At 62.3% G+C, this 23,002-nt stretch carries 19 protein-coding genes; 14 read left to right on the plus strand and 5 right to left on the minus strand.

Translation table 11 applies throughout. The features are described 5' to 3' along the window. Nucleotides 1-43: 43 nt before the first annotated feature. Entirely contained in the window at nucleotides 44-373 is a 330-nt protein-coding gene (locus YH63_RS06305; RefSeq protein ID WP_046828339.1) for a hypothetical protein, read from the plus strand. Nucleotides 374-429: 56 nt separating this feature from the next. Continuing rightward, nucleotides 430-1,101, plus strand: coding sequence for a dienelactone hydrolase family protein (locus YH63_RS06310; RefSeq protein WP_046828338.1), 672 nt, complete (start codon nucleotides 430-432; stop codon nucleotides 1,099-1,101). Between the two features lie 7 nt (nucleotides 1,102-1,108). On the opposite strand, the gene YH63_RS06315 is transcribed toward YH63_RS06310, so the two are convergent. From YH63_RS06315 to YH63_RS06325, 3 genes are all read right to left on the minus strand, one after another. Next, entirely contained in the window at nucleotides 1,109-1,675 is a 567-nt protein-coding gene (locus tag YH63_RS06315; RefSeq protein WP_046828337.1) for a polysaccharide biosynthesis/export family protein, read from the minus strand. A gap of 134 nt (nucleotides 1,676-1,809) precedes the next feature. Next, a complete protein-coding gene (gene msrA / locus YH63_RS06320; protein WP_046828336.1) occupies nucleotides 1,810-2,463 on the minus strand; it encodes a peptide-methionine (S)-S-oxide reductase MsrA in 654 nt (217 codons plus the stop codon). A gap of 160 nt (nucleotides 2,464-2,623) precedes the next feature. Continuing rightward, complete coding sequence (locus YH63_RS06325) at nucleotides 2,624-2,941, minus strand: hypothetical protein (protein ID WP_046828335.1); 318 nt, start codon at nucleotides 2,939-2,941, stop codon at nucleotides 2,624-2,626. 313 nt (nucleotides 2,942-3,254) lie between these two features. On the opposite strand from YH63_RS06325, the gene rpsT reads away from it, so the two are divergent. The 7 genes from rpsT to YH63_RS06360 all read left to right on the plus strand — a co-directional run bounded on the left by rpsT (nucleotide 3,255) and on the right by YH63_RS06360 (nucleotide 13,547). Then, the gene (gene rpsT / locus YH63_RS06330; protein ID WP_046828334.1) at nucleotides 3,255-3,521 is read left to right on the plus strand and encodes a 30S ribosomal protein S20; all 267 of its coding nucleotides are present in this window, start codon (nucleotides 3,255-3,257) and stop codon (nucleotides 3,519-3,521) included. A 1,180-nt stretch (nucleotides 3,522-4,701) separates the two neighbouring features. Then, nucleotides 4,702-6,171: a chromosomal replication initiator protein DnaA gene (gene dnaA / locus YH63_RS06335; protein ID WP_046829715.1), complete on the plus strand. Its 1,470-nt coding sequence runs from the start codon at nucleotides 4,702-4,704 to the stop codon at nucleotides 6,169-6,171. Between the two features lie 269 nt (nucleotides 6,172-6,440). Continuing rightward, a complete protein-coding gene (gene dnaN / locus YH63_RS06340; protein WP_046828333.1) occupies nucleotides 6,441-7,559 on the plus strand; it encodes a DNA polymerase III subunit beta in 1,119 nt (372 codons plus the stop codon). A 93-nt stretch (nucleotides 7,560-7,652) separates the two neighbouring features. Continuing rightward, nucleotides 7,653-8,792: a DNA replication/repair protein RecF gene (gene recF, locus YH63_RS06345; protein WP_046828332.1), complete on the plus strand. Its 1,140-nt coding sequence runs from the start codon at nucleotides 7,653-7,655 to the stop codon at nucleotides 8,790-8,792. Between the two features lie 251 nt (nucleotides 8,793-9,043). Beyond that, on the plus strand, nucleotides 9,044-11,485 hold the full coding sequence (gyrB, locus tag YH63_RS06350; RefSeq protein ID WP_046828331.1) for a DNA topoisomerase (ATP-hydrolyzing) subunit B: 2,442 nt from the start codon (nucleotides 9,044-9,046) through the stop codon (nucleotides 11,483-11,485). A 167-nt stretch (nucleotides 11,486-11,652) separates the two neighbouring features. Then, a complete protein-coding gene (locus YH63_RS06355; RefSeq protein WP_083992620.1) occupies nucleotides 11,653-13,062 on the plus strand; it encodes an MATE family efflux transporter in 1,410 nt (469 codons plus the stop codon). Next, nucleotides 13,059-13,547 (plus strand): DUF2867 domain-containing protein, encoded by a 489-nt coding sequence (locus tag YH63_RS06360; RefSeq protein WP_046828330.1) that lies wholly within the window; start codon nucleotides 13,059-13,061, stop codon nucleotides 13,545-13,547. Before YH63_RS06355 ends, YH63_RS06360 begins: the two co-directional genes overlap by 4 nt. Here the strand turns inward: YH63_RS06360 and YH63_RS06365 are convergent. Beyond that, nucleotides 13,544-14,299: a DUF4239 domain-containing protein gene (locus YH63_RS06365; RefSeq protein WP_046828329.1), complete on the minus strand. Its 756-nt coding sequence runs from the start codon at nucleotides 14,297-14,299 to the stop codon at nucleotides 13,544-13,546. The genes YH63_RS06360 and YH63_RS06365 overlap by 4 nt on opposite strands. Before the next feature lie 152 nt (nucleotides 14,300-14,451). Here YH63_RS06365 and YH63_RS06370 point away from each other — a divergent pair, with 152 nt between their 5' ends. The 3 genes from YH63_RS06370 (at nucleotide 14,452) to YH63_RS06380 (ending at nucleotide 18,570) form a co-directional block, all read left to right on the plus strand. Continuing rightward, on the plus strand, nucleotides 14,452-15,819 hold the full coding sequence (locus YH63_RS06370; RefSeq protein WP_046828328.1) for an MmgE/PrpD family protein: 1,368 nt from the start codon (nucleotides 14,452-14,454) through the stop codon (nucleotides 15,817-15,819). A gap of 325 nt (nucleotides 15,820-16,144) precedes the next feature. Continuing rightward, the gene (locus tag YH63_RS06375) at nucleotides 16,145-17,521 is read left to right on the plus strand and encodes a malonyl-CoA decarboxylase (RefSeq protein WP_046828327.1); all 1,377 of its coding nucleotides are present in this window, start codon (nucleotides 16,145-16,147) and stop codon (nucleotides 17,519-17,521) included. A 131-nt stretch (nucleotides 17,522-17,652) separates the two neighbouring features. Continuing rightward, entirely contained in the window at nucleotides 17,653-18,570 is a 918-nt protein-coding gene (locus YH63_RS06380) for a pirin family protein (RefSeq protein ID WP_046828326.1), read from the plus strand. A gap of 165 nt (nucleotides 18,571-18,735) precedes the next feature. Here YH63_RS06380 and YH63_RS06385 read toward each other — a convergent pair whose 3' ends face one another. Continuing rightward, nucleotides 18,736-19,515: an SDR family NAD(P)-dependent oxidoreductase gene (locus tag YH63_RS06385; protein WP_046829713.1), complete on the minus strand. Its 780-nt coding sequence runs from the start codon at nucleotides 19,513-19,515 to the stop codon at nucleotides 18,736-18,738. Between the two features lie 260 nt (nucleotides 19,516-19,775). Here YH63_RS06385 and YH63_RS06390 point away from each other — a divergent pair, with 260 nt between their 5' ends. Together YH63_RS06390 and YH63_RS06395 are read left to right on the plus strand one after the other, a co-directional pair. After that, a complete protein-coding gene (locus YH63_RS06390) occupies nucleotides 19,776-20,567 on the plus strand; it encodes an enoyl-CoA hydratase/isomerase (protein ID WP_046828325.1) in 792 nt (263 codons plus the stop codon). A 209-nt stretch (nucleotides 20,568-20,776) separates the two neighbouring features. Further along, a complete protein-coding gene (locus tag YH63_RS06395) occupies nucleotides 20,777-22,996 on the plus strand; it encodes an SLC26A/SulP transporter family protein (protein ID WP_046828324.1) in 2,220 nt (739 codons plus the stop codon). Nucleotides 22,997-23,002: the final 6 nt, after the last annotated feature.

Here is a 23,002-nt window from a genome sequence, read left to right on the forward strand (position 1 = left end):
CTTTCGGCTTGCCTTGCTCGGCAAATCGAAGAACACTTTGATCATGAAACTAGTGGTCTTCGCTTCGCTTGTCGCCCTCACTCTGGCGCATACGCCTGTGCGTGCAGGGCAGTTGCCGCCCTCCCCGTTCACCACCACGCTGTCCAATCACACGCCACTGGTGTTCGGCATGAGCGCCGAGGACGCGGCCGACGCGCTCGGACAGCCGCTCAGCTATGTGAGCGGGCGGCCGGGTGACGAAATCTTTCTGGTGATCCGCAATGTCGGCGGCAGCCGCTGGTCGTTCCGCGACGATCCGCTCTATCTGCAGTTCCGCGGCGGCCGCCTCACCGGCTGGAAAGCCGACTGGAGCCGCAACTGGATGTGGCGCTAAGCCCGCAACCTCATCGCACCCGTAGCATTTCCGATACCTGAAGGAAGGACGTCCGCATGGGACACAGCATCACGTTGACCGCCTCGGATGGATTCAAGCTCGGCGGCTATCGCGCCGATCCTGCTTCCGCGCCGAAAGCCGCGATTGTCGTGATTCAGGAAATCTTCGGGGTCAATTCGCACATCCGCAACATCTGCGACCGGCTGGCGAACGAGGGCTATGTCGCCATCGCGCCGGCGATCTTCGATCGCATCGAGCCGGATTTTCAGTCCGGATATTCGCCGGATGAAGTGGCGGTGGCGCGCAAATTCGTCGCCAATCCCGACTGGCCGGCGATGCTGCGCGACACGCAAGCCGCCATCGACGCCGTGACATCCATCGGCCCGGTCGGCATCATCGGCTTCTGCCTCGGCGGCAGCATCGCCTATGCCGCAGCGACCAAGCTGAAGGGACTAACCGCCGCGGTCGGCTACTACGGCGGCGCGGTCGTGCGGTTTGCCGACGACAAACCCACCGTGCCGACGCTGCTGCATTTCGGGGAGAAGGACACCGGCATTCCGCTCGCCGATGTCGAGACGATCAAGGCGAAGCGGCCGGAGGTCGAGGTGTTCGTTTATCCGGGCGCGCAGCACGGTTTCGGCTGCGACGAGCGCGCCAGCTACGACAAGGCGAGCTCAGATCTCGCCTGGCAGCGCAGCCTCGCGTTCTTCAGCAAGAATTTGAAATAGAGGCGTCTCAGAACCACCGTTCGCCGACAACGACGGTATCACCGGGCCTGAGGAATGTGCCGGGCGGCACAACCGCCTGCGCGGCCCCGCCTTCGCCGACACGGGTCAGCCGGATGGCATTGCGTTGCGCGCGCGGCGTGAAACCGCCGGCAATGGCCACCGCGCTCTCCGCGGTCATGTTCGGCACATAAGGGTATTGTCCGGGAGCAGCGACTTCACCAAGGATGAAGAACGGGCGATAGCTCTCGACCTCCGCGGCCACGAAAGGCTCGCGCAGATAGCCCTTCTTCAGCCGCGCCGTGACCGCCGCGGCGAGTTCAGCCGGCGTCAGGCCGCGCGCGGGCACCGAACCGATCAGCGGCATGGTGATCGATCCACTCGCGCCGACAGCATAAGTGTTGGTGAGGCCTTCCTGGCCGTAAACGACAATGCGCAGCCTGTCGCCGGCATCAAGCCGATACGGCTCATCGACCGGTGCGTAGCCGGTCGTCACCGACGCGGACGTCTGCATGCAGCCCGACAGCGCGAGCGCAGTGACAACGACAGCGATCAGCGACCATCGCGACGCACGCATAAAACGCTCCGGACCTGTCCTCTGAATGAGAGACAGGCCCGGTTTGCGGCATGTATGGTTAACAAAGGGTAAGCGCGGGGTTAGTTGCGCATGATCTGATCGGAAAACCGGTTCCCACTTTTCCGGATCATGCGTTACGCGCTGACACCCACTCCAATCGGGCAGGACACGCCGGTTCCACCGAGACCGCAGTAGCCGCCGGGATTCTTCGCCAGATATTGCTGGTGGTAGTCCTCGGCAAAATAGAACTCACCAGCCGGTTTGATCTCGGTGGTGATCGAGCCGTACCGCTTGGCGTTGAGCGCCTTGTTGTAGGCGTCCTTCGAGGCCAGCACCGCCTTCAACTGCGCGTCGCTGGTGGTGTAGATCGCCGAGCGATACTGCGTGCCGATGTCGTTGCCCTGACGCATGCCCTGGGTCGGATCGTGACTTTCCCAGAACGTCTTCAGCAGGGCCTCGTAAGACACCTTCTTTGGATCGAACACCACCAGCACCGCTTCGGTGTGGCCGGTACAGCCCGAACAGGTCTCTTCATAAGTGGGGTTCGGCGTCGAGCCGCCGGCATAGCCGACCGCGGTGACATAGACGCCGTCCATTTCCCAGAACTTGCGCTCGGCGCCCCAGAAACAGCCAAGGCCGAACACAGCGGTCTCCAAGCCTTCCGGATAAGGGCCTTTCAGCGGATGACCGTTGACGAAATGCGTTCTGGCGGTCGGCAGCGGGGCCGTACGGCCCGGCAGGGCTTCGGCGGCGCTCGGCAGATCGAGAGGTTTGCGGGAGAAGAACATGGCTTGCTCCTTTAAGGGTTCGCTTCACACTATATAGCTCGCTGTACGCCGCCCGCGTCAGGACGTTACGCACCGATCGCTCATCATATGTCCGGCATCGGCTCTTGAAATTCCGGTGATCGCGTTCGCGAGTTTCATTCGCTGGACGAACCTCCGCCGGTCAATTCCGCGAATAGCCGATCAACGGCTTGCTGGGCCGGAACAGCAGCATCAGCAGGATGCCCAGAATGCCCATCACGGCCCAGGCCGGCTGGTTGAGCAGCAGCTTCATCACGCTGTTCCAGAGCAGCGGCGAGACGCCCTCGACCATGGCCTGAAACGACTGCTGGCTGGCCTGATTGATGTCGTTCCACAGTTCACCAAGCCGCGTGATCCGCAGCGTCTGGTCGGCAATGGTCCGGGCCCCATCGTAAACCAGCGACAGGAAGCCGATAACCAACAGAAACAGCCCGATCAGACGAAAAAACCCACGGATCATCGTTCACCCCCTATATTCCAGTCACTTCGCCGAGACCCGGCAGGGCCCCCTAAACGGTCCCGATTGGGCCAAAATAGGCCCGGAAATCGTTGACGGTGCAGGCCAGTATCCCTATAAGAGCCCCGACTGGCGGCGGGCGCAATCCTGCCGCCGATGTTCTTTAAGAGCGTGTCGTTTTAAGCAAGCTCTTTGGAAAGAACATTTTCAGGAACACCCGATTTTCACCCAGCATCGGCCGAACGGTCGATATCGATCGCTCTGCTGGCTCGATATGACAGCCGCTGACTGACCGACCGAGAGAAACCGAGAGACCATGGCCAACACCACCTCTGCCAAAAAAGCGACGCGCAAGATTGCCCGCCGTACCCTCGTCAACAAGTCGCGCCGCACCCAGATGCGCGGCTCGGTTCGCAACGTCGAGGACGCCATCAAGAAGGGCGACCGCGCCGCAGCACTCGAAGCGATGAAGCAGGCCGAGCCGGACCTGATGCAGGCCGCACAGCGCAACATCATTCACAAGAACAACGCGAGCCGGAAGGTGTCGCGCCTGACGCATCAGATCGCCAAGCTCGCGAAGTAAGTTCCGCAGCGCAATCTGAAAAAGCTGACTGACAAAAAAGCCCGGCCGACGCCGGGCTTTTTCTTTTGCGTTGGCTTGATCGTTCGCAAACATTCTTCATCGCGATCCAACCGGCGGCACGCAGGCACCGCAGAGAGTGCATGTGCGAACAGCGCGCGCTGCGCCTTCGATCTTTTGAAAATGCAAGTACGCGAGCACACCGACTCCAAAATCCTGACAGGGGTTACCCTGCTCTGCCGATCACAAAAAAACCCGTTTGACGAAGACCTTATCGGCATAGCGCTCAGCAGCACTTCGAAAACGCAGGCGCCGCCTGATGAATCTTAAATTATTTATGAAGGAAGTTTTGGCGATCGGTGGATTTGTGACAGTTGTCCGACTTCTCGAATCTACGCACAGATTCAAAACCTTGCCGTTTCGTCATGAAGACGCGCCCGTTTCACATCGGTTGCAAGTCGCGCTTTGAGCGCGCGATGCGAAATCAATTCCGTTGCGAGTAGACGCGCCTCGTGTATTTCTTATTACGTCACGTCGTCCATGGCTCTTCTGATCAGAGCGGTTTGAGAACCTTGGGCGGGCATGCAAGTCAGGACAGTCTGCAAGCTAGCGACTCTTTCCAAGCGATGGTCGGATCCGAACTCATATGATTTGTGAGGCCGGTCCCCTGTGCGAAAATTCTCCACCGCGGCCGGATCACCCCGGACCCCGGATCAAAAGTGAGAAGCCGCACAGAGGAAAACATCCACCGGCTTCGAAAGACAGGGGACAGGGTTGGACGGGCAAGACGAAGCGGGTTGAAGTCTGATCGATCAGCGGATCGGACGAACAAAAGATTTGAACAGATCAAGGCGACAACAACTTGCCGTGAATTTCTCGCGGCAGGAGGGGGAATTTCTATGTCCAGCAGCCAGAGCCGGCAGAACAACTTTGCAGCATTTATTTCCAGCGATGTTGTTTCAGTGAACGCGCCAGCTGCCCCCTGCGGTCCGCCAGTCCAGCACAGTACGCGCTAACGCCACACGCGCCTTCCCTCCCGACCCAGCCATGCCACGCGGCGATCAGCGCCGAACGGCGGAGCGTCTGAGGACGACGGAGGAAGCGCATGTCGGCGGGCGGCCCCACCCATTTTCACGGCGACCACAGCGCCGGATCACACATCAACCAGAAGATCAGAACGCAAATGACAATCTCGGCAGAAACAATCTCAACGAACCTCGGACTGGCAGACGTCGAACGCGATCAGTGGGCCCGGTTCAAGGGACGGCTCCGGACCAACGTCGGCGAGGACTTCTACACCAGCTGGTTCGCGCGCATGGACCTGGAGCGGATCCATGACGACTGCGTCCACATGACGGTGCCGACCAAGTTCCTCAAGAGCTGGATTCAGGCCCACTATGCCGACCGCGTTTTGACTTGCTGGCAGTCGGAAGCGCCGAGCGTCAAGCGCGTCGAGATCACGGTGCGCACCGCGATGCGCTGCGCCGCGCCTGTCAAGGACGCGAAGGCGCCGCAAGACGAACGTCGCGCCGACAGCAACCAGAGCCGGCCCGCGCCCGAGTTGCGCAATACCGCCACCGCGCCGGTCTCGGCCAGCCACGAGGCGCTCGGCGGTTCGCCGCTCGATCCGCGTCTGACATTTGCGACCTTTGTGATGGGCCGTTCCAACACGCTGGCGCATGCCGCCGCCCGTCAGGTCGCCGAAGGCCGCCGCGGCGACAGCGTGATGTTCAACCCGCTCTATATTCATGCGGGTGTGGGCCTCGGCAAAACCCATCTGCTGCAGGCGGTGACATGGGCCGGGAATTCCAATCCCGAGCGCAAGGTGCTGTATCTCACCGCCGAGAAGTTCATGTACGGCTTCGTCGCCGCGCTGAAGTCGCAGACCGCGCTTGCCTTCAAGGAAGCGCTGCGCGGCATCGACGTGCTGGTGATCGACGACCTGCAGTTCCTGCAGGGCAAATCGACCCAGTCGGAATTCTGCCATACGCTGAATGCGCTGATCGACGCCGGCCGTCAGGTCGTGATCGCCGCCGACCGGCCGCCGTCCGATCTGGAGAGCCTCGACGACCGGGTGCGCTCGCGCCTCGCTGGTGGCCTCGTGGTCGAAATGGGATCGCTCGGCGAAGAGTTGCGGCTCGAAATCCTGAAGTCGCGCGTCTCCGCGGCGAAGGCGCATCACGCCACCTTCGACGTGCCGATGCCGGTGCTGGAATATCTCGCCAAGACCATCACCCATAACGGCCGCGACCTTGAAGGCGCGATCAACCGCCTGCTGGCGCACTCGAAGCTCAACGCCACCGCGGTGACGCTGGAAATGGCCGAGCGCGAAGTGCGCGATCTGGTCCGGCCGATAGAGCCGAAGCGGGTCAAGATCGAGGACATCCAGCGCGTGGTGGCCCGGCAGTACAATGTCAGCCGCTCGGATCTGTTGTCGTCGCGCCGGACCGCCAATGTGGTTCGCCCGCGTCAGGTCGCGATGTATCTCGCCAAGACGCTGACGCTGCGCTCGCTGCCCGAAATCGGACGCCGGTTCGGCGGCCGCGACCACACCACGGTTCTGCATGCCGTCCGCAAGATCGAGGCGCTGGTCTCCAAGGACCTCACCCTGTCCGACGAGGTCGAACTGCTGAAGCGCCAGTTGCAGGAGTGATCCAGTCCACAGGGCTTGGAATAGCTGAGATAACAAAGGGGGAAAGCCGCTTCTAAGCGGCCCCTACCCTTGCGCTTCGCGTCCAACCGCGTCACCTTACGGTCCCCCGAGACCCCGGCGAAACCTCCGTTTCGTCAGGGCCGCGGGTTTCAGTCGCCGGCGCGTGCTGTCCAGCCGACCGGCACCTCCAATAACGATGTGGACTCGTCCGGATCTACGGACTTGCTCCGGGACTTGAAAGTCCAGACTTGGGATCGGGCGGAATTGTCATGAAGGTTACCGTCGAGCGCGCGCTACTCCTGAAATCGCTGAGCCACGTTCATCGCGTGGTCGAACGCCGCAACACCATTCCGATCCTCGGCAACGTGCTGATCCGCGCCGGCAAGTCGCGCCTCAGCCTGAAGGCCACCGACCTCGACCTCGAAGTGACCGAAACGCTGGCCGCCGAAACCGGCACCGGTGGGGCGATCACCGTTCCTGCGCACATGTTCTACGACATCGTCCGCAAGCTGCCCGACGGGTCGCAGATCGTTCTCGAAGGCGACGGCGACAGATCGGTCCTCGCGATCCGCGCCGGACGCTCGCGCTTCACGCTGCAGACGCTGCCGGAAAGCGACTTCCCGGATCTCGCCGCCGGCGACATGACCCACTCATTCACGCTGGCCGCCGCCGATATGAAGCGGCTGATCGATCGCACCCAGTTCGCGATCTCGACGGAAGAGACCCGCTATTATCTCAACGGCATCTATCTGCACGCCGCCGGCAGCGCCAAGGAAGCGACACTGCGCGCAGTAGCGACCGACGGCCACAGGCTGGCGCAGGTCGATCTGCCGCTGCCGAAAAGCGCCGAGGGCATGCCGGGCGTCATCGTGCCGCGCAAGACCGTCGGCGAAGTTCAGCGCCTGATCGAGGACAACGAGGCAGAACTCAAGATCGAGCTGTCGCAGGGCAAGATCCGCTTCACCATCGGCGACGTCGTGCTGACCTCGAAACTGATCGACGGCACCTTCCCGGACTACGGCCGCGTCATTCCGCAGAACAACGACAAGGAACTGATCGTCGACAAAAAGGATTTCGAGGCAGCGGTCGACCGTGTCTCGACGATTTCCAGCGAGCGCGGCCGCGCCGTGAAGCTCGCCCTGTCCGCCGGCAAGCTGGTGCTGTCCGTGACCAATCCGGACTCCGGAAGCGCGACGGAAGAACTCGAAGTCGAGTATGCGTCCGACCCGCTCGATATCGGCTTCAACTCGCGCTATCTGCTCGACATCGCGGCGCAGATCGAAGGCGAAGTCGCCGTGCTGCGGCTGGCCGATCCCGGTTCGCCAACGCTGGTGCAGGACAAGGATTCCAAGGGTGCGCTTTACGTCCTGATGCCGATGCGGGTGTGAGGCTCTTTCTGCTCACTCACATGCTGACTAGATCGCGTCATGGCCGGGCTTGTCCCGGCCATCCACGTCTTTAGGGATCGCTTTGAGCCACTAATGACCGTCTCCCGCATCCTGCGCCTCAGCCTCACGCATTTCCGCAACTACCGCGCGGCGAGCGTGGAGACGCGGGGCGATGTCGTGGTGCTGGTCGGCCCCAACGGCGCCGGAAAAACCAACTGCCTCGAAGCGATTTCGTTTCTGTCGCCGGGACGCGGCCTGCGCCGCGCCACGCTGGACGATGTCGCGGATATCCAAGGCGACGGATCATGGGCGGTATCGGCAGAAGTCGAAGGCGAACTCGGCCTCGCCACCCTCGGCACCGGCATCGATGCGCCGCGCGCGGACGGCACAACCTCGCCACGCCGTGTGCGCATCGATCGTGAGCCGGTCACCTCCGCGAGTGCCTTCGGTGATCATTTGCGCATGGTCTGGCTGACGCCGGCGATGGACAGCCTGTTCATGGGCGCGGCCTCAGAACGCCGACGCTTCTTCGACAGGCTGGTGCTCGCCATCGACAGCGAGCATTCGAGCCGTGTCTCGGCGCTGGATCGCTCATTGCGTTCGAGAAACCGCCTGCTGGAAGACCGCAACTTCGACCCGCACTGGTGCGACGCCATCGAGCGCGAAACCGCTGAACTCGCCGTCGCGGTGGCCGCGCAACGCGGACAGACGTTGCAGCGCCTCGCGGGAATGCTTGCCGCGCGCGGGTCGGCGTCGGCGTTTCCCTCCGCGCTGATTGCGCTCGACGGCTGGATGGAGAATGCCCTGCTCACCGACACGGCCACCGCCGTGGAGGACCGCTACCGCGAGATGTTGCGCGAGAGCCGCGCCAAAGACGCCGCCGCCGGGCGCACGCTGAACGGACCGCACCTGACAGACCTGATGGTGATCTACGCGCCGAAGAACATGCCGGCGCGCGATGCATCCACCGGCGAACAGAAAGCGCTGCTGATCGGCCTCGTGCTGGCCCATGCCAGTCTGGTTGCTGAGATGACCGGCATCACACCATTGCTATTACTCGATGAAGTCGTCGCACACCTCGATCCCGGACGCCGCGCTGCGCTGTTCGAGGAACTTACAAAGCTCGGCGCGCAGGTCTGGATGACCGGGGCGGACCCTGCGGCCTTCATCGACGTCGGTGCAGGCGCGGACGTTTTCGATGTCGAGGGCGGCCAGGTTTCGCGCCGCGCGTGAGCCGGAATCGCAAGCCAAAATCGTCGCCAACGGAGCCTGCGCAGACGGTCCGAATCAGGCTTTTCCACAGCCCCGAAAATGCCGTTTCAGAGTCTTGAAAAACAGCCAAATATTCCCATCTATTCAATGGCTTGCACGACGACACTTTGTCCTAGGAGCTTAACTGTTTTCATGGCACAAATTGACAATCGAAGGCGCGTTTTTCGCGATCCGATTCGATCTCTCTGCCGAACCAATTTCGAAGGCAACTCATGACCGAACCAGCCCGGCAAACCAGCGCCGAACCTATGGACAATCCAGGGGCGGAATACGGCGCTGAATCGATCCGCGTGCTGAAGGGTCTCGACGCCGTCCGCAAGCGTCCGGGCATGTATATCGGCGACACCGATGACGGCTCCGGCCTGCATCACATGGTCTACGAAGTCGTCGACAACGCCATCGACGAAGCGCTCGCCGGCCACGCTACCCGCGTCGAAGTCGTGCTCAATCCCGACAACTCGGTGACCGTACGCGACGATGGCCGCGGCATCCCGACTGACATTCACAAGGGCGAAGGCATTTCGGCGGCCGAGGTCATCATGACCCAGCTCCACGCCGGCGGAAAATTCGACCAGAATTCCTACAAGGTGTCCGGCGGACTGCACGGCGTCGGCGTCTCCGTGGTCAACGCGCTGTCGAGCAAGCTGGAATTGCGGGTCTGGCGCAACGGCAAGGAACACTACATCCAGTTCAAGCACGGCGACGCGGTCGCTCCGCTCGAAGTGGTCGGCGACGCCAACGGCAAGCGCGGCACCGAAGTCACTTTCCTCGCATCGACCGAAACTTTCACCAACGTCGAATACGATTTCGCGACGCTCGAGCATCGCCTGCGCGAGCTCGCGTTCCTGAATTCCGGCGTCAACATCCTGCTGTCCGACATGCGCCATGCGGTCGAGAAGCGCGAGGAGCTGTTCTACGAGGGCGGCGTCGAGGAATTCGTCAAGTATCTCGACCGCAACAAGAAGCCCGTGGTGCCGATCCCCATCGTGATGCGTTCGGAGCAGAACGGCATCAGCGTCGAAGTCGCGATGTGGTGGAACGACAGCTATCATGAGAACGTACTCTGCTTCACCAACAACATCCCCCAGCGCGACGGCGGCACCCATCTGGCGGGCTTCCGTGGCGCGCTGACGCGTCAGGTCACCGGTTATGCCGACGCCATGGCGAAGAAGGAAAAGATCGCGCTGACCGGCGACGACTGCCGCGAAGGCCTCACCGCTGTGCTTTCGGTGAAGGTACCCGATCCGAAGTTCTCATCGCAGACCAAGGACAAGCTGGTATCCTCGGAAGTGCGGCCCGTGGTCGAGAACGTGCTGAATGCTGCACTCTCCGCGTGGTTCGAGGAACATCCCGGCGAAGCCAAGACCATCGTCGGCAAGGTGATGGAAGCCGCTGCCGCGCGCGAAGCCGCGCGCAAGGCGCGCGATCTCACCCGCCGCAAGGGCGCGCTGGACATCGCCTCGCTGCCCGGCAAGCTTGCCGACTGTCAGGAACGCGATCCGGCGAAATCCGAACTGTTCATCGTCGAGGGTGATTCCGCAGGCGGCTCCGCCAAGCAGGGCCGCAACCGCGAATTCCAGGCCGTGCTGCCGCTGCGTGGTAAAATTCTGAACGTCGAGCGTGCGCGCTTCGACAAGATGCTTTCGTCTGAGCAGATCGGCACGCTGATCACCGCGCTCGGCACCGGCATCGGCCGCGACGACTTCGATATCAGCAAGCTGCGCTATCACAAGATCATCGTGATGACCGACGCCGACGTCGACGGCGCACATATCCGCACGCTGCTGCTGACGTTCTTCTTCCGGCAAATGCCGCAGCTGATCGACGGCGGTTACCTCTATATCGCGCAGCCGCCGCTCTTCAAGGTGACCCGCGGCAAGTCCGAGCAGTACCTCAAGGACGAGCGCGCGATGGAAGATTACCTGATCGAGACCGGGCTCGACGACTGTGTTCTGAAGCTGGCGTCAGGCGAGGACCGCAAGGGCCGCGACCTTCAGGCGCTGCTGGAGGACGCGCGCGTCATCCGCGGCATCCTGAACAGCCTGCACAGCCGCTACAACCGCACGGTCGTCGAACAGGCTGCGATCGCAGGCGTGCTCAGCCCTCATGTGGTCGGCAACGTCGAGACCGCCAACCAGGCCGCCGACTACATCGCCAAGCGCCTCGATGCGCTGGCCGACGAGGTCGAGCGCGGCTGGATCGGCACTTTCAGGGAAGGCGAAGGCTATTTCTTCGAGCGCACCGTGCGCGGCGTCAAGGACGTCGCCATGATCGACGATGCGCTGCTCGGCTCCGCCGAGGCGCGCAAGCTCGATGAATATGCCGCGGCGCTGCAGGAAGCCTATCCGCGCAGCAGCGTACTCCGCCGCAAGGACACCGAAACGCCGATCCACGGCCCGGTCAGCCTGTTCGAGGCGGTGACCGATGCAGGCCGCAAGGGCGTCGCCTACCAGCGTTACAAAGGCCTCGGCGAAATGAACCCGCAGCAGTTGTGGGAAACGACGCTCGACGTCAACGCCCGCTCGCTGCTGCAGGTGAAGGTCAAGGAAGTCGACGCCGCCGACGACATCTTCACCAAGTTGATGGGCGACGTGGTCGAACCGCGCCGCGAGTTCATCCAGGATAACTCGCTCGACGCCAACGTGGACGTGTGAGGTCTCTTCGCACGCCGAGTGAGACGAGGACCAGCTCGTCATTGCGAGGAGCATTTGCGACGAAGCAATCCAGTTCTTGCTTTCTGCGCTGGATTGCTTCGCTTCGCTCGCAATGACGCCCCGGAACCGGCCATGATTTGGCCGACCGCTGTGCTAAGGCATGCTCCATGACATCCCTCGACAAAGCCGAGTCCGGCTCCGCGACCGGTGTGGCCAGCTTCGCCAGAAGCGCCACTGCGACCGAATTCATCGAAACGATCAAGCTGGCAATGCCCATTGCGCTGACGCAACTTGGGCAGATCGCCATGATGACCACCGATCTCGCGCTGATCGGGCGGCTCGGCGACACCGCGGTCGCCGCAGCGTCGCTGGCGCATACGGTGTTCTTCGTTGCCTTCGTGATCGGCATGGGACTGGTGTCCGCTGTCGCGCCGCTGGCCGCGCAGGCATTGGGCGCGCGTCAACCGCGCATCGTCCGCCGCGCGTTGCGTGTCGGCCTGTGGGCCGCGCTGCTGCTCTGCGTACCGATGATGATGCTGCCGCTGTTCGGTGAGCAGATCCTGATCCTGCTCGGTCAGGCGCCGGAGAATGCACGCCTTGCGCAACGCTATCTGCTCGGCCTCGCGCCCGGCATGGCGCCCGCATTGTGCTTCATGGCGATCCGCAATTTCATGGGCGCGGTCAATCGCCCGGAGCCAGGCCTGTGGATCACACTGGCCGCGATCCCGGCCAATGCCGTGCTCGGTTACGCACTGATCCACGGCCACTGGGGCATGCCGAAACTCGAATTGCTGGGCGCGGGCGTCGCCACCACCACAGTGAACTTCGGCATGTGTGCGGCAGCGCTGTGGTTCACCTACAGCCAGCGGCCGTTCAAAAAATTTCACGTGCTCGGCCGGTTCTGGCGGTTCGACTGGCCGCTGATGCGGCAGCTTGTGGTGATCGGCGCACCGATCGCGCTGTCGTTCCTGCTGGAATACGGATTGTTCTCCGGCGCGGGTCTTCTGATGGGCCTGATCAGCACGAGCGCCCTGGCGGCGCATCAGATCGCGCTGCAGATCGCGGCCATCCTGTTCATGGTGCCGTTCGGCATCGGCATGGCCGCCACCGTGCGCGTCGGACAGGCGTTCGGGCGCGGTGACACGGCTGCCATCCGGCGCGCTGGAGCCGTTGCGACGATTCTCGGCATTGTATTCATGACGACCATGACGCTCGCTGTCATTGTCGTGCGGTTTGATCTCGCGCGACTTTTTTTCGGCGATACGCATCAGGGCATGGCTGCCGTCGAACTCGCCGCGACGCTGATGCTGGTCGGCGCGACCTTCTTTATCGCCGACGGCATCCAGACCGTGGCCGCCGGCGCGCTTCGCGGTCTCAGCGACACGCGCATCCCGCTGCTGCTCGCCGCCATCAGTTACTGGGCCATCGGCTTCACCGCCTCTTACGGCCTCGCGTTCTGGACTGATCTGGGCGCAATCGGCGTCTGGATCGGCCTGTCGATCGGCACCGGCATCTATGCCATCCTGCTGGTGCTGCGTTTCCACGCCCTGACGCAGCGGCTGAGGCTTGCAGCATGAGCGTTCAGGCGTTTCACGTTCAGGACTTTGAACCAGACACCGGAATGAAAGGACTGCTGCCCGGCGCGCAGTTCGGCGATTCGTTTCGTGTCGCGGTGAACGACGACACCCTCGACGCACGGCAGGCGGCAGAACGGATGTTTCTGCGCGGACCTAGCTGGATCACCGCCCTGATGAAGCTGCGCAATCTTGTCGTGGCGCCGCTCGGCCTCAAGACACCGACGCACAGGAAAACCATTGTCGCGGATTCCATCGGACCGTTTCCGGTCATCAGCGAGACGCCGCAGCGACTGGTGGCGGGATTCGACGACAAGCATCTCGACTTCCGCGTGATCGTGGACGTGACCGGCAATGGTCCCAATCGTCAGGTCACCGCCACCACGCTGGTGATGACGCACAACCTGCCCGGCCGGGTCTATCTCGCGACCATCATGCCGTTTCACCGGATCATCGTTCCGGCCATGCTGCGGCAGGTCCCAAACTAAGACTTCATCCAGTCCAGCGCCTGTTGCATCGGCACAGGCGACACCTTGATGAAGCCTGTGAACGGCCGGTCCATATCGAAGATCAGATTGATCGCCACCGACACCGACAGTGCGGCGAGAAAGAATGCGGCGATCACGGTGCCGTGGAACGGAGCGAATATCGCACGGCACAGGAACAGCACGCTGAGCCAGAAAATGCCGACGATCAGAAACGGACGCGGCGTCGCGTTGATTTGCTGGACTGACAAAAGGCGACTGGTGCGCTTCAAGTCGCGGATGATGTCGAGTGCATTCTTGCGGCCTTCGATATGAACTTCGTTCTTCGGTGCGAACAGGCGAAGGTTGCTCTCGATCTCGTCGAGAAGCCGCACCGATTCGGCGGCATCCTTCGCTGACTCGGCGTCGCGATCGGTCCACAACTGTGCGATCTTGTGTGCCGTGAATGCACGCAGCATTTCGCGCATCTTTGCAGCATCCTGGCCGAAATGCACCAGCTCACGGTCGAGCAGCGTCAGATTGGCGCTGAATTGCTGGATTTCCTGGCTTCGTAAATCAAAACTCGATTTCGTGTTGGCAACCAGAAGGCCGAGCACAAGCGCCGCAAGCAGCGCGACAACGCCCATGACGTTGTGCACCGTCTTGCCTGTTTCATCCGTCCGGTGGTGTTCGGGCAAAAACCTGCGAAGCGCGAAGCCCAATAGCCCCGCGCCAAAAATACAGATGAACGCGATCAAACCGACGCCAGTAAACATGGCCTTATCAACTGATGAAATGGAAGCCGACCGCTGCCTCACAGGTCATCCTGCCACCTCCCCGATGTCAAGAAGGCAGGCATGACACGCGGCGGGTTGAACAAGCACCACGGGATGCCTAGTGTGCCGTCCGACGAACAGGAAGAACAACAATGGCGAATGAAACCGCAACGCTGGCCGCTTACGTCGCGAATCTCAAATATGAGGACATTCCCGCGGATGTGCTGGAGCGCGCCAAGGCGCTGACGCTCGATTTTCTGGGCAGCGCCGTGCGTGCGCGCAGCGAGGCGGAATCGACGCCGTCACTGCTGGCCATGCTCGCCACCCTTGGTCTCGACGGCAAGGGCGACGCGACGGTATGCGGCGATGCCAGAACCTACACCCCGGCGATTGCGGCGCTGCTGAACGGCGCGCTTGGCCATTCGCTCGACTTCGACGACACCCATGCGGATTCCTCGCTGCATCCCAGCGCTCCCGTCGTGCCTGCCGCCTTCGCGGTCGGCGAAATCGTGAAAGCCAGCGGCCGCGAGGTGCTGACCGCCATCGTCGCCGGCTATGAAGTGTGCTGCCGGCTCGGCAACGCGCTCGACCCGACATCGCATTATGCCAAGGGCTTTCACCCCACTGCCACCGCCGGCACCTATGGCGCGGCGGCCGCGGCGGCGAAGCTTTACAAACTCAGCGCGGAGCAGATTGTCGCCGCATTCGGCGTCTCCGGCAGTCAGGCCGCGGGCTCGCTGCAGTTTCTTGTCAACGGCGCCTGGAACAAGCGCTATCAGGTCGGCGCCGCCGCGATGAACGGCGTCGTCGCCGCGTCACTGGCGCGCGAGGGATTCATCGGCGCGACGGAATCGGTCGAAGGCAAGCATGGCCTCTTGGTCGGCTACAGCGACGACGCGCATCCCGACAAGGCCATCGCCGGCCTCGGCAGCGTCTACGAGACCATGAAGATCGGCGTGAAACCGTATCCGAGCTGCCGCTATACCCATGCCGCTATCGATGCGCTGATTGCCATGCGCCGCGAACACAATCTCACGCCGGAAAACATCAAAAGTGTCGAGATCGGCCTGCACCGTAACGGCATCACCTTGACCGGCGACGCCGCCACCAAGCGCCATGCCCGCAGCGTGGTCGGCGGACAGTTCTCGATGTTCTTCACCGGCGCGCTGGCGCTCGATCAGGGCTCTTTCGGCTGGGACGACTACAAGCGGCTCGGCGATCCGGCAATCGAAGCGCTCGCCGACAGGATCGAGGTCGTGCAGGACGCCCGGCTCGAAGGAAAGACTCATCCGTTTGGCGCGCGCGTCAGCATCGAAAGCGGTGAAGGCACGCTGGAGCGCCTGATCCCCGATCCGTCAGGCGAGCCGTCGTCGTTCCCCGACGCGGCGGCAATGCAGCAGAAATTCCTGCAACTTGCCCGGCCGGTGCTCAAGGAGCGCGCCGACCGTTTCGCCGATGCCATTTTGTCGCTCGACACGTTCGATCGCATCGACCGCGTCACGTCGCTCGCGCGGCTCTAAGCCGCACTGCCTCCAGAATTATCCCGGCGTTGAGATCGCGACGACATGGCACCCTTCTTCCCTCTCCCCTTGTGGGAGAGGGTGGCGAGATCGAGTGAAACGAGATCGAGCCGGGTGAGGGGTTACGGTTCTACGTTGGCGTCCACACCCCTCACCCGGTTTCTCGCTACGCTCGAAACCACCCTCTCCCACAAGGGGAGAGGGAAAGAGGATTACCGCCACGTACAGGCGCAAACCAAAGTTGCAAGCAAACCGTCTGGAATCGGTCGCATTCGCTGTCTATCATCGGCGAATGACGCCCGACTGCGCAGGAGCAAGCTGACGAATGGCGACCCTCGGACTGGACCGCGCCTCCCTGAGCAATCTTCTGACCACGCTGACCGCGCGGGGCCGCAGCCTGCTTGGCCTGTCGAACGGCGCACGCGCGATGTCGCAAGCCGAACTGATCGGGCTCAGCGAAACCCTGCTGTCGCGGCGCGGCGAAGCCACCGGCGTCGCGCTCGCCAATACCTTGCTGGCCGGCTATTCCGCTGCGAGCGAAGCCGACCAGCTTGCCTTCCTCAATGCCCTCGCCGACCTGTTCGGCCCGGACATGGAGGAGTTGAACGCGGCGCTGGCCGCGGTGCGCGACAATGGCACCTCACCTGACGCCGTCAGCAAGCTTTTGAAGGCGGCAGAGCCGCGCAGGCAGGAACTGATCCGACGGCTCAATCTTGCGCCGGGCGGCACCGCCTCACTGGTGCGGATGCGCGAGGCCTTGCTGGCGCATATCAAGGATCATCCGGCGCTCAAACATGTCGACAGCGATTTCGTGCATCTGTTTGCGTCGTGGTTCAACAGGGGTTTTCTCGTGCTGCAACGGATCGACTGGACCACGCCCGCGAACATTCTGGAAAAGATCATTCGCTACGAGCAGGTGCATGCCATCTCGAACTGGGACGATCTGCGAAGCCGCCTCGCACCGTCTGACCGCCGCTGCTATGGCTTCTTCCATCCGCAGCTTGTCGATGAGCCGCTGATCTTCGTCGAGGTCGCGCTGACGCGCGAGAGCCCGGCGGCGATCGCGCCGCTGCTCGATCTGACGCGTGCGCCGATTGCAGCCAGCGACGCCACAACGGCGGTGTTCTATTCGATTTCAAATACCCAGAAGGGCCTCGGCGGCATTTCTTTCGGCAACTTCCTGATCAAGCAGGTGGTCGAGGACATCAAGCGCGAACTGCCGAACGTTCAAACCTTCGTGACGCTTTCGCCGGTTCCGGGATTCGCTGCCTGGCTGAAGCGCGAACGCGCCGCCGAGAACTCGCCGCTGCTCGATGCGCCGACGCGCGCCGCACTCGCAGCGCTGGATACGCCGGGCTGGGCCGACGATCCTGACATCGCCGAACAGGTCAAGGCCGAGCTGCTGCCGCTGGCGTCGTACTACTTCATCGAAGCCAAGGGTTCGCGCGGCCATCCGCTCGATCCGGTCGCACGTTTTCATCTCGGCAACGGTGCGCAACTGGAACGGCTGAATTTCCTTGGCGACCGTTCCGAAAAGGGCATGCAGCAATCGCACGGGCTGATGGTCAACTATCTCTACGCGCTCGACAAGATCGAGGCGAACCACGAAGCCTATGCCGAAAAGGGTCAGATTGCATCGTCGTCCGCTGTTCGTAAGATACTTCCCGTCCACGCGCTCATGGAAGCATCGGCGAGCGTGTAGCGCAACCGAAGGCGCAACGATCTCAACTGTCATACGCGGGCTTGACCCGCGTATCCATCAAGACTGAATTTTCTTGAAAGCTGGATTGCCGGGTCAAGCCCGGCAATGACAATCTAAAAGGGAGCGACACCATGAGCTGGATGCCCTCAAACGATCCGATCCTCGGCGACCCGCAGACCTGCGACGCGCTCGAACTCATCATCGTGCCGCGCACCCGCGACCTAGGCGACGGCTTTGCGGTGCGCCGCGCACTGCCACACGGCAAGCGGCAGATGGTTGGCCCTTTCATTTTCTTCGATCACTTCGGCCCCGTGCAATTCGTCGCCGGCAAGGGCATGGACGTGCGCCCGCATCCCCATATCGGCCTCGCCACTGTCACGTATCTGTTCGACGGCAGCATCATGCATCGCGACAGCGAGGGCAATATTCAGGAAATTCAGCCCGGCGCGATGAACCTGATGACCGCCGGTCGCGGCATCGCCCATTCCGAGCGCACGCCCGACGTGCAGCGCGCCAACGGCCAGAGCATGCTCGGGCTGCAAAGCTGGATCGCACTGCCGGTCGGCAGGGAGGAGATCGCCCCGTCGTTTCAGCATTTCGGCGCAGAGGTATTGCCCACGGTGCAGGATGCCGGCTTCAAGGCGCGCATCATTGCGGGATCATCGTTCGGAGCGAAATCGCCGGTCGATATGGTCTCGGAGTGGTTCTATGTGGAAGTCGCGTTGGACGAAGGCATGCGCGTCCCGCTCGACGCCGACCACGAAGAACGCGCGATCTATGTCGTCGACGGCGAGATCGAAATCACCGGCGAGAAATTCGAAGGCCCGCGGCTGCTGATTTTCCGCCCCGGCGACCGCATCACCGTGAAGGCGACGCGCCGCGCGCGGATGATGTTCTTAGGGGGAGCCGCACTGGAAGGCCCGCGTCACATCTGGTGGAATTTCGTCTCCTCGAGCAAGGAACGCATCGAGGAGGCCAAGGCCGACTGGAAGGCGGGACGCTTCGCCCATGTGCCGAACGAGCATGAGTTCATTCCGCTGCCGGAATAAGAACCTGCTTGTCCGTTTTGAGCGTGACCTGATCCATGTTTATTGAATCGGAGTCCATCCCCGTTCGTCCCCGCGAAAGCGGGGACCCACGTTCTTGAAGCTCTGGATTCCCGCTTTCGCGGGAATGAGCGGAGAGAATGCGTTTCAATTTCGGTGGATCACACTCTAGAACACCGTGTAGCCGCCATCGATCAGGATGCTATCCGCGGTGTGATACGATGAGGCCTTGCTCATGAGGTAAACCGCGATGCCGCCGAAGTCCGACGGCTCGCCGAACCGCCGCACCGGAATGCGCGGCATCACGTTGCCGACAAACTTATCATTTGCCATCAGGCCTTCGGTCATCTCGCTCTTGATCCAGCCCGGCAGGATCGCGTTGGCAGTGATGCCGTAACGCGCCTGTTCGACCGCGAGCGCGCGGATCAGCGCATTGATAGCAGCCTTTGTCGCCGCGTAGTGTTCGTTACGTGCCGTGCCGAACAGCGACGCCATACTGGATGTCGCCACCAGCCGCCCGAAAGCATCACCTTTTGCCGCGCGCTCGGTCATGTGCCGCGCCGCAGCCTGAAACACGTGAAACACGCCGTCGAGATTGGTGGCGAACATCTTGCGCCAGTCTTCTTCCGTGCGATCGATGAAGGCGTGCCGTCCACCGCCGCCGATCCCGGCATTGGCGAAACAGCCATCGACGCGGCCGAGCGTGTCGAGCGTGGCTTTCATCGCAGCCTTCACCGACGCAGCGTCGGTGACATCGCAAACGCGCGCCTCGGCCTTGCCGCCCTTGCTGGTGATCGAAGCAACAGCCTGCGCATTCCTGTCGGCATTGCGACCCCAGATCGACACCGTGCCACCCGCCTCCGCCAATGCCTGTGCGATGCCAAGACCAATGCCGCCATTGCCGCCGGTCACCACCGCCACACGGCCGCTCAGATCGAAAATGCCCATGCCCGTTTCATCTCCTGTTGCGTTTTTCTTGGCCGCGACATTGGCCAATCGGCCTCGCAAAATCAAACGCTCAGCCGCGGCTCACCTGACTCTTTCGCCATGCGGAATAAATGTTCGCAGCGCATGGCAGCCCCGAAATTGTGACGGCGTCATCGCGCGCCGTTTACAGCCCATTCGGTTTCCGGAATAGTCGCCGTGAAACGCACGCGGCAGAATCTGCCGGACGCGGCGGTCAATCAACCCCATCAAGTGAGGAACGCATGCAGTTCAAACATTGCCGGCTGGAATTCGACGGCCCCGTCGCAACCCTTGTGCTCGACCATCAGGAAGTCATGAACGCGGTGTCGATGGACATGCTCGCGGGCCTCACTGAGGCAATGGATACAATCGACGAGAAACGCGACGAGGTCCGCTGCCTCGTCATCACCGGTGCCGGCAAGGCATTCTGCACCGGCGCCAACCTGCAGGGCCGCAACGATACCAGCGGCAAGCGACAGAGTGCCGGCACCTCGCTGGAAACCGGATTCCATCCGTTCCTGCGCCGCCTGCGCAATCTGCATTGTCCGATCGTCAGTTCGGTGAACGGCCCCGCGGCCGGCGCGGGCATGAGCTTCGCGCTGATGGGCGACCTTATCGTGTGTGCGCGGTCATCGTATTTTCTGCAAGCGTTCCGGCGCATCGGCCTGGTGCCGGACTGCGGATCGACCTGGATCCTGCCGCGTCTGATCGGCAAGGCCCGCTCGGTCGAATTGTCATTGATGGGCGAACGGCTTCCCGCCGAGAAGGCGCTGGAATGGGGATTGGTCAACCGCGTGGTGGACGATGCGGCGCTGGCCGAGGAAACCAGGAAGCTTGCGCATGATCTGGCCAACGGTCCCACAGTGGCGCTGTCGCTGATCCGCCGCCTGTACTGGGAGAGCGAGAACAACTCGTTCGAGGAGCAACTCGATCTCGAGCAGCAATTCCAGCGCGTCGCAGGCCGCAGCGAAGACTTCAAGGAAGGTGTCGGCGCGTTCCTCGAAAAGCGCCCGGCCAAGTTCAAGGGGCGCTGAGAGCCCTCGCAGCTCTGCTGTCTGCAAGATGAAAGCCGCGCCGGAAACGACGCGGCTTTTTCTTTTCAACGATTGACCTGCGAACGACCCTACCAAGCGGCACCGCGATTCTCATTCCGCGCAGACGCCTTCCACCCGAACGACTGTCATAAAAATCTCTTTTACGTCTGCATTGCCGTCGTCTAGGACAATCGGGCCTCCATCGATGGATGTCCCGCGTGGCCTTCCCCTCCGCTAACTCCGTTTCCAGCCCCAACGTGAAGCTGCGCCAGTGGCTGAACGATATCTTCGCCAGCGCAGCACCTGCAGTTCTGACGGTGTCCTTCGGACTGTCCTATTCGGTGCTGATCTTCAGCGGTCCGCTGGTGCCGTACCTGCCCTACGGTATCGCAGCGACATTCACGGCGACTGCGATCATCGCCGTGGTGGTCGCGCTGGGCAGCACGTTTCCCTTCGCCGTCGGCGCCCCTGAAACCTCCACGGCAGCAGTAACAGGCATCCTGGCGGCATCGCTGATCGAACACATCGCGGCGGCCGATCCCTCGGCGCAGCTCCTCGGCCCGGTACTTCTGACGCTTTCCGCTGCCACGATCATCACGGGGATCGTGCTGTGCAGCATGGGCCTCACCCGGATCGGCCGCGCGATCCGGTACGTGCCTTATCCGGTGATCGGCGGATTCCTCGGCGCGACCGCGCTCCTGATCGCACTCGGCGGCGTCCGGGTCATTGCCGATCGTCCTCTGCGATTCGACACGCTCACCTCGCTCGCAGATCCCATGACGATGTACCAGCTTCTCGCAGGAGCCGCGCTGGCGTTCATGATCTATCTGATGTGGCACCGCTCCCGTAATCCCCTCGCGCTTCCGGCCATCCTGATCGGCGGCATTGTGATGGCTCACATCGCCTTCCATGTCGCTGGTACTTCGCTGGAGCAGGCTCAGGTACTCGGCTGGACGTTTCAGTCGCCGCCGCGCGCCAGCCTGACAACACCATGGCATCTGAGCGACATTCAGAATTTTCCCTGGCAGGCGCTGCCGGGGCTGGTCGGCAATCTCATTGCGGTCATTTTCGTCACCGCGATCAGCACGCTGTTCAACACCACGGGCCTGGAGGTCGCGACCGGCCGCGAGGCGAATCTCGAGCGTGAGCTAACCGTGGCGGGAACAGCCAATATCCTGTCCGGACTTTTCGGCGGCTATGCGGGATGCCTCTCCCTCAGCCGGTCGCTGCTCAATGTCAGCGGCGGCGCGACGGGCCGCATCTCGGGGCTCGCTGTCGCCGCCGTCGCGGTGATCATGCTTGTGGCCGACCCTGCGCTGCTGAGCTACATGCCCAAATTCATCCTCGGCGGCCTGCTGATCTATCTCGGCGTGGATCAGCTCAATCGCTGGATTGTCGAATCGCGGCGCCGGCTTTCCACTCTGGAATACCTGTCGCTGCTCGCGATCATTGTCATCATCATGACGTGGGGATTCATCGCCGGCGTTCTGATCGGAATCGTGATCGGTTGCGCGACATTCGCCCTGAGTGCGTCGCGCATCAGCTCCATCAAGTTCGGCTTCAACGGAGCGGAGTATCGCAGCTCGCTCGATCGCTCGCGGCATGACCTCGCGCTGCTGAGCGCTCACGGCAAGGAAATTCACGGACTCAACCTGCAAAGCTATTTGTTCTTCGGTTCGGCCAACCGGCTTTACCAGCACGTCCGGACGCTGCTGCTGCACCATCCCGAGTGCCGATATCTGGTGTTCGATTTCAAGCTCGTGACCGGGATCGATTCATCTGCCGCCTACAGTTTCGCCCAGATCCGGCGCTCGGCACTCGAAAGCAGCGTCAAACTGGTTCTCGTCAATCTGCCGCGGACAACCGAGAAAATGCTGCGCTCGGGAGAGTTTCTGTCCGGCGACATCCTGGTGATGCCGGAGCTCGACCATGCGCTGGAGTGGTGTGAGAACGAAATCATCGCCCGGCACAGCGGCCTGGAGCAGGAAGAAGGCGATCTGCAAAGCTGGTTCACAAGAATTCTCGGCAGCGAACACGACGCGGCTGAACTTGCACGGCGTTGCGAACGTATCGAGGTCGGCGCGTTTGAAGTCATCGCCCGCGCGGGTGACCCGGCCGACTCGATGTTGTTTATTCTGAACGGCCGGATTGGCGTGACCGTCGAGGCCGGTGACGGCCGCACCACGCGGGTGCGAAGCCTGGGACGGCGAACCACAGTCGGGGAAATGGGGTTGGTTTCACGTCAACCGCGAAGCGCCACGATCCAGGCGGAAATCGACAGCGTTCTTTATGTGCTGCGCGCCGACGCCTTCAACGCATTGACGGCCGGCAACCCGCAACTCGGCCAAAAACTTCTGACCTACTTCATGTCGGTAATGGCCGAGCGGCTTGCTTTCGCGAGCCGCATGATCGGCGCGCTACGCCGCTAACGTCGC

It is taken from the genome of Afipia massiliensis (assembly GCF_001006325.2).
Lineage (GTDB): Bacteria > Pseudomonadota > Alphaproteobacteria > Rhizobiales > Xanthobacteraceae > Afipia > Afipia massiliensis_A.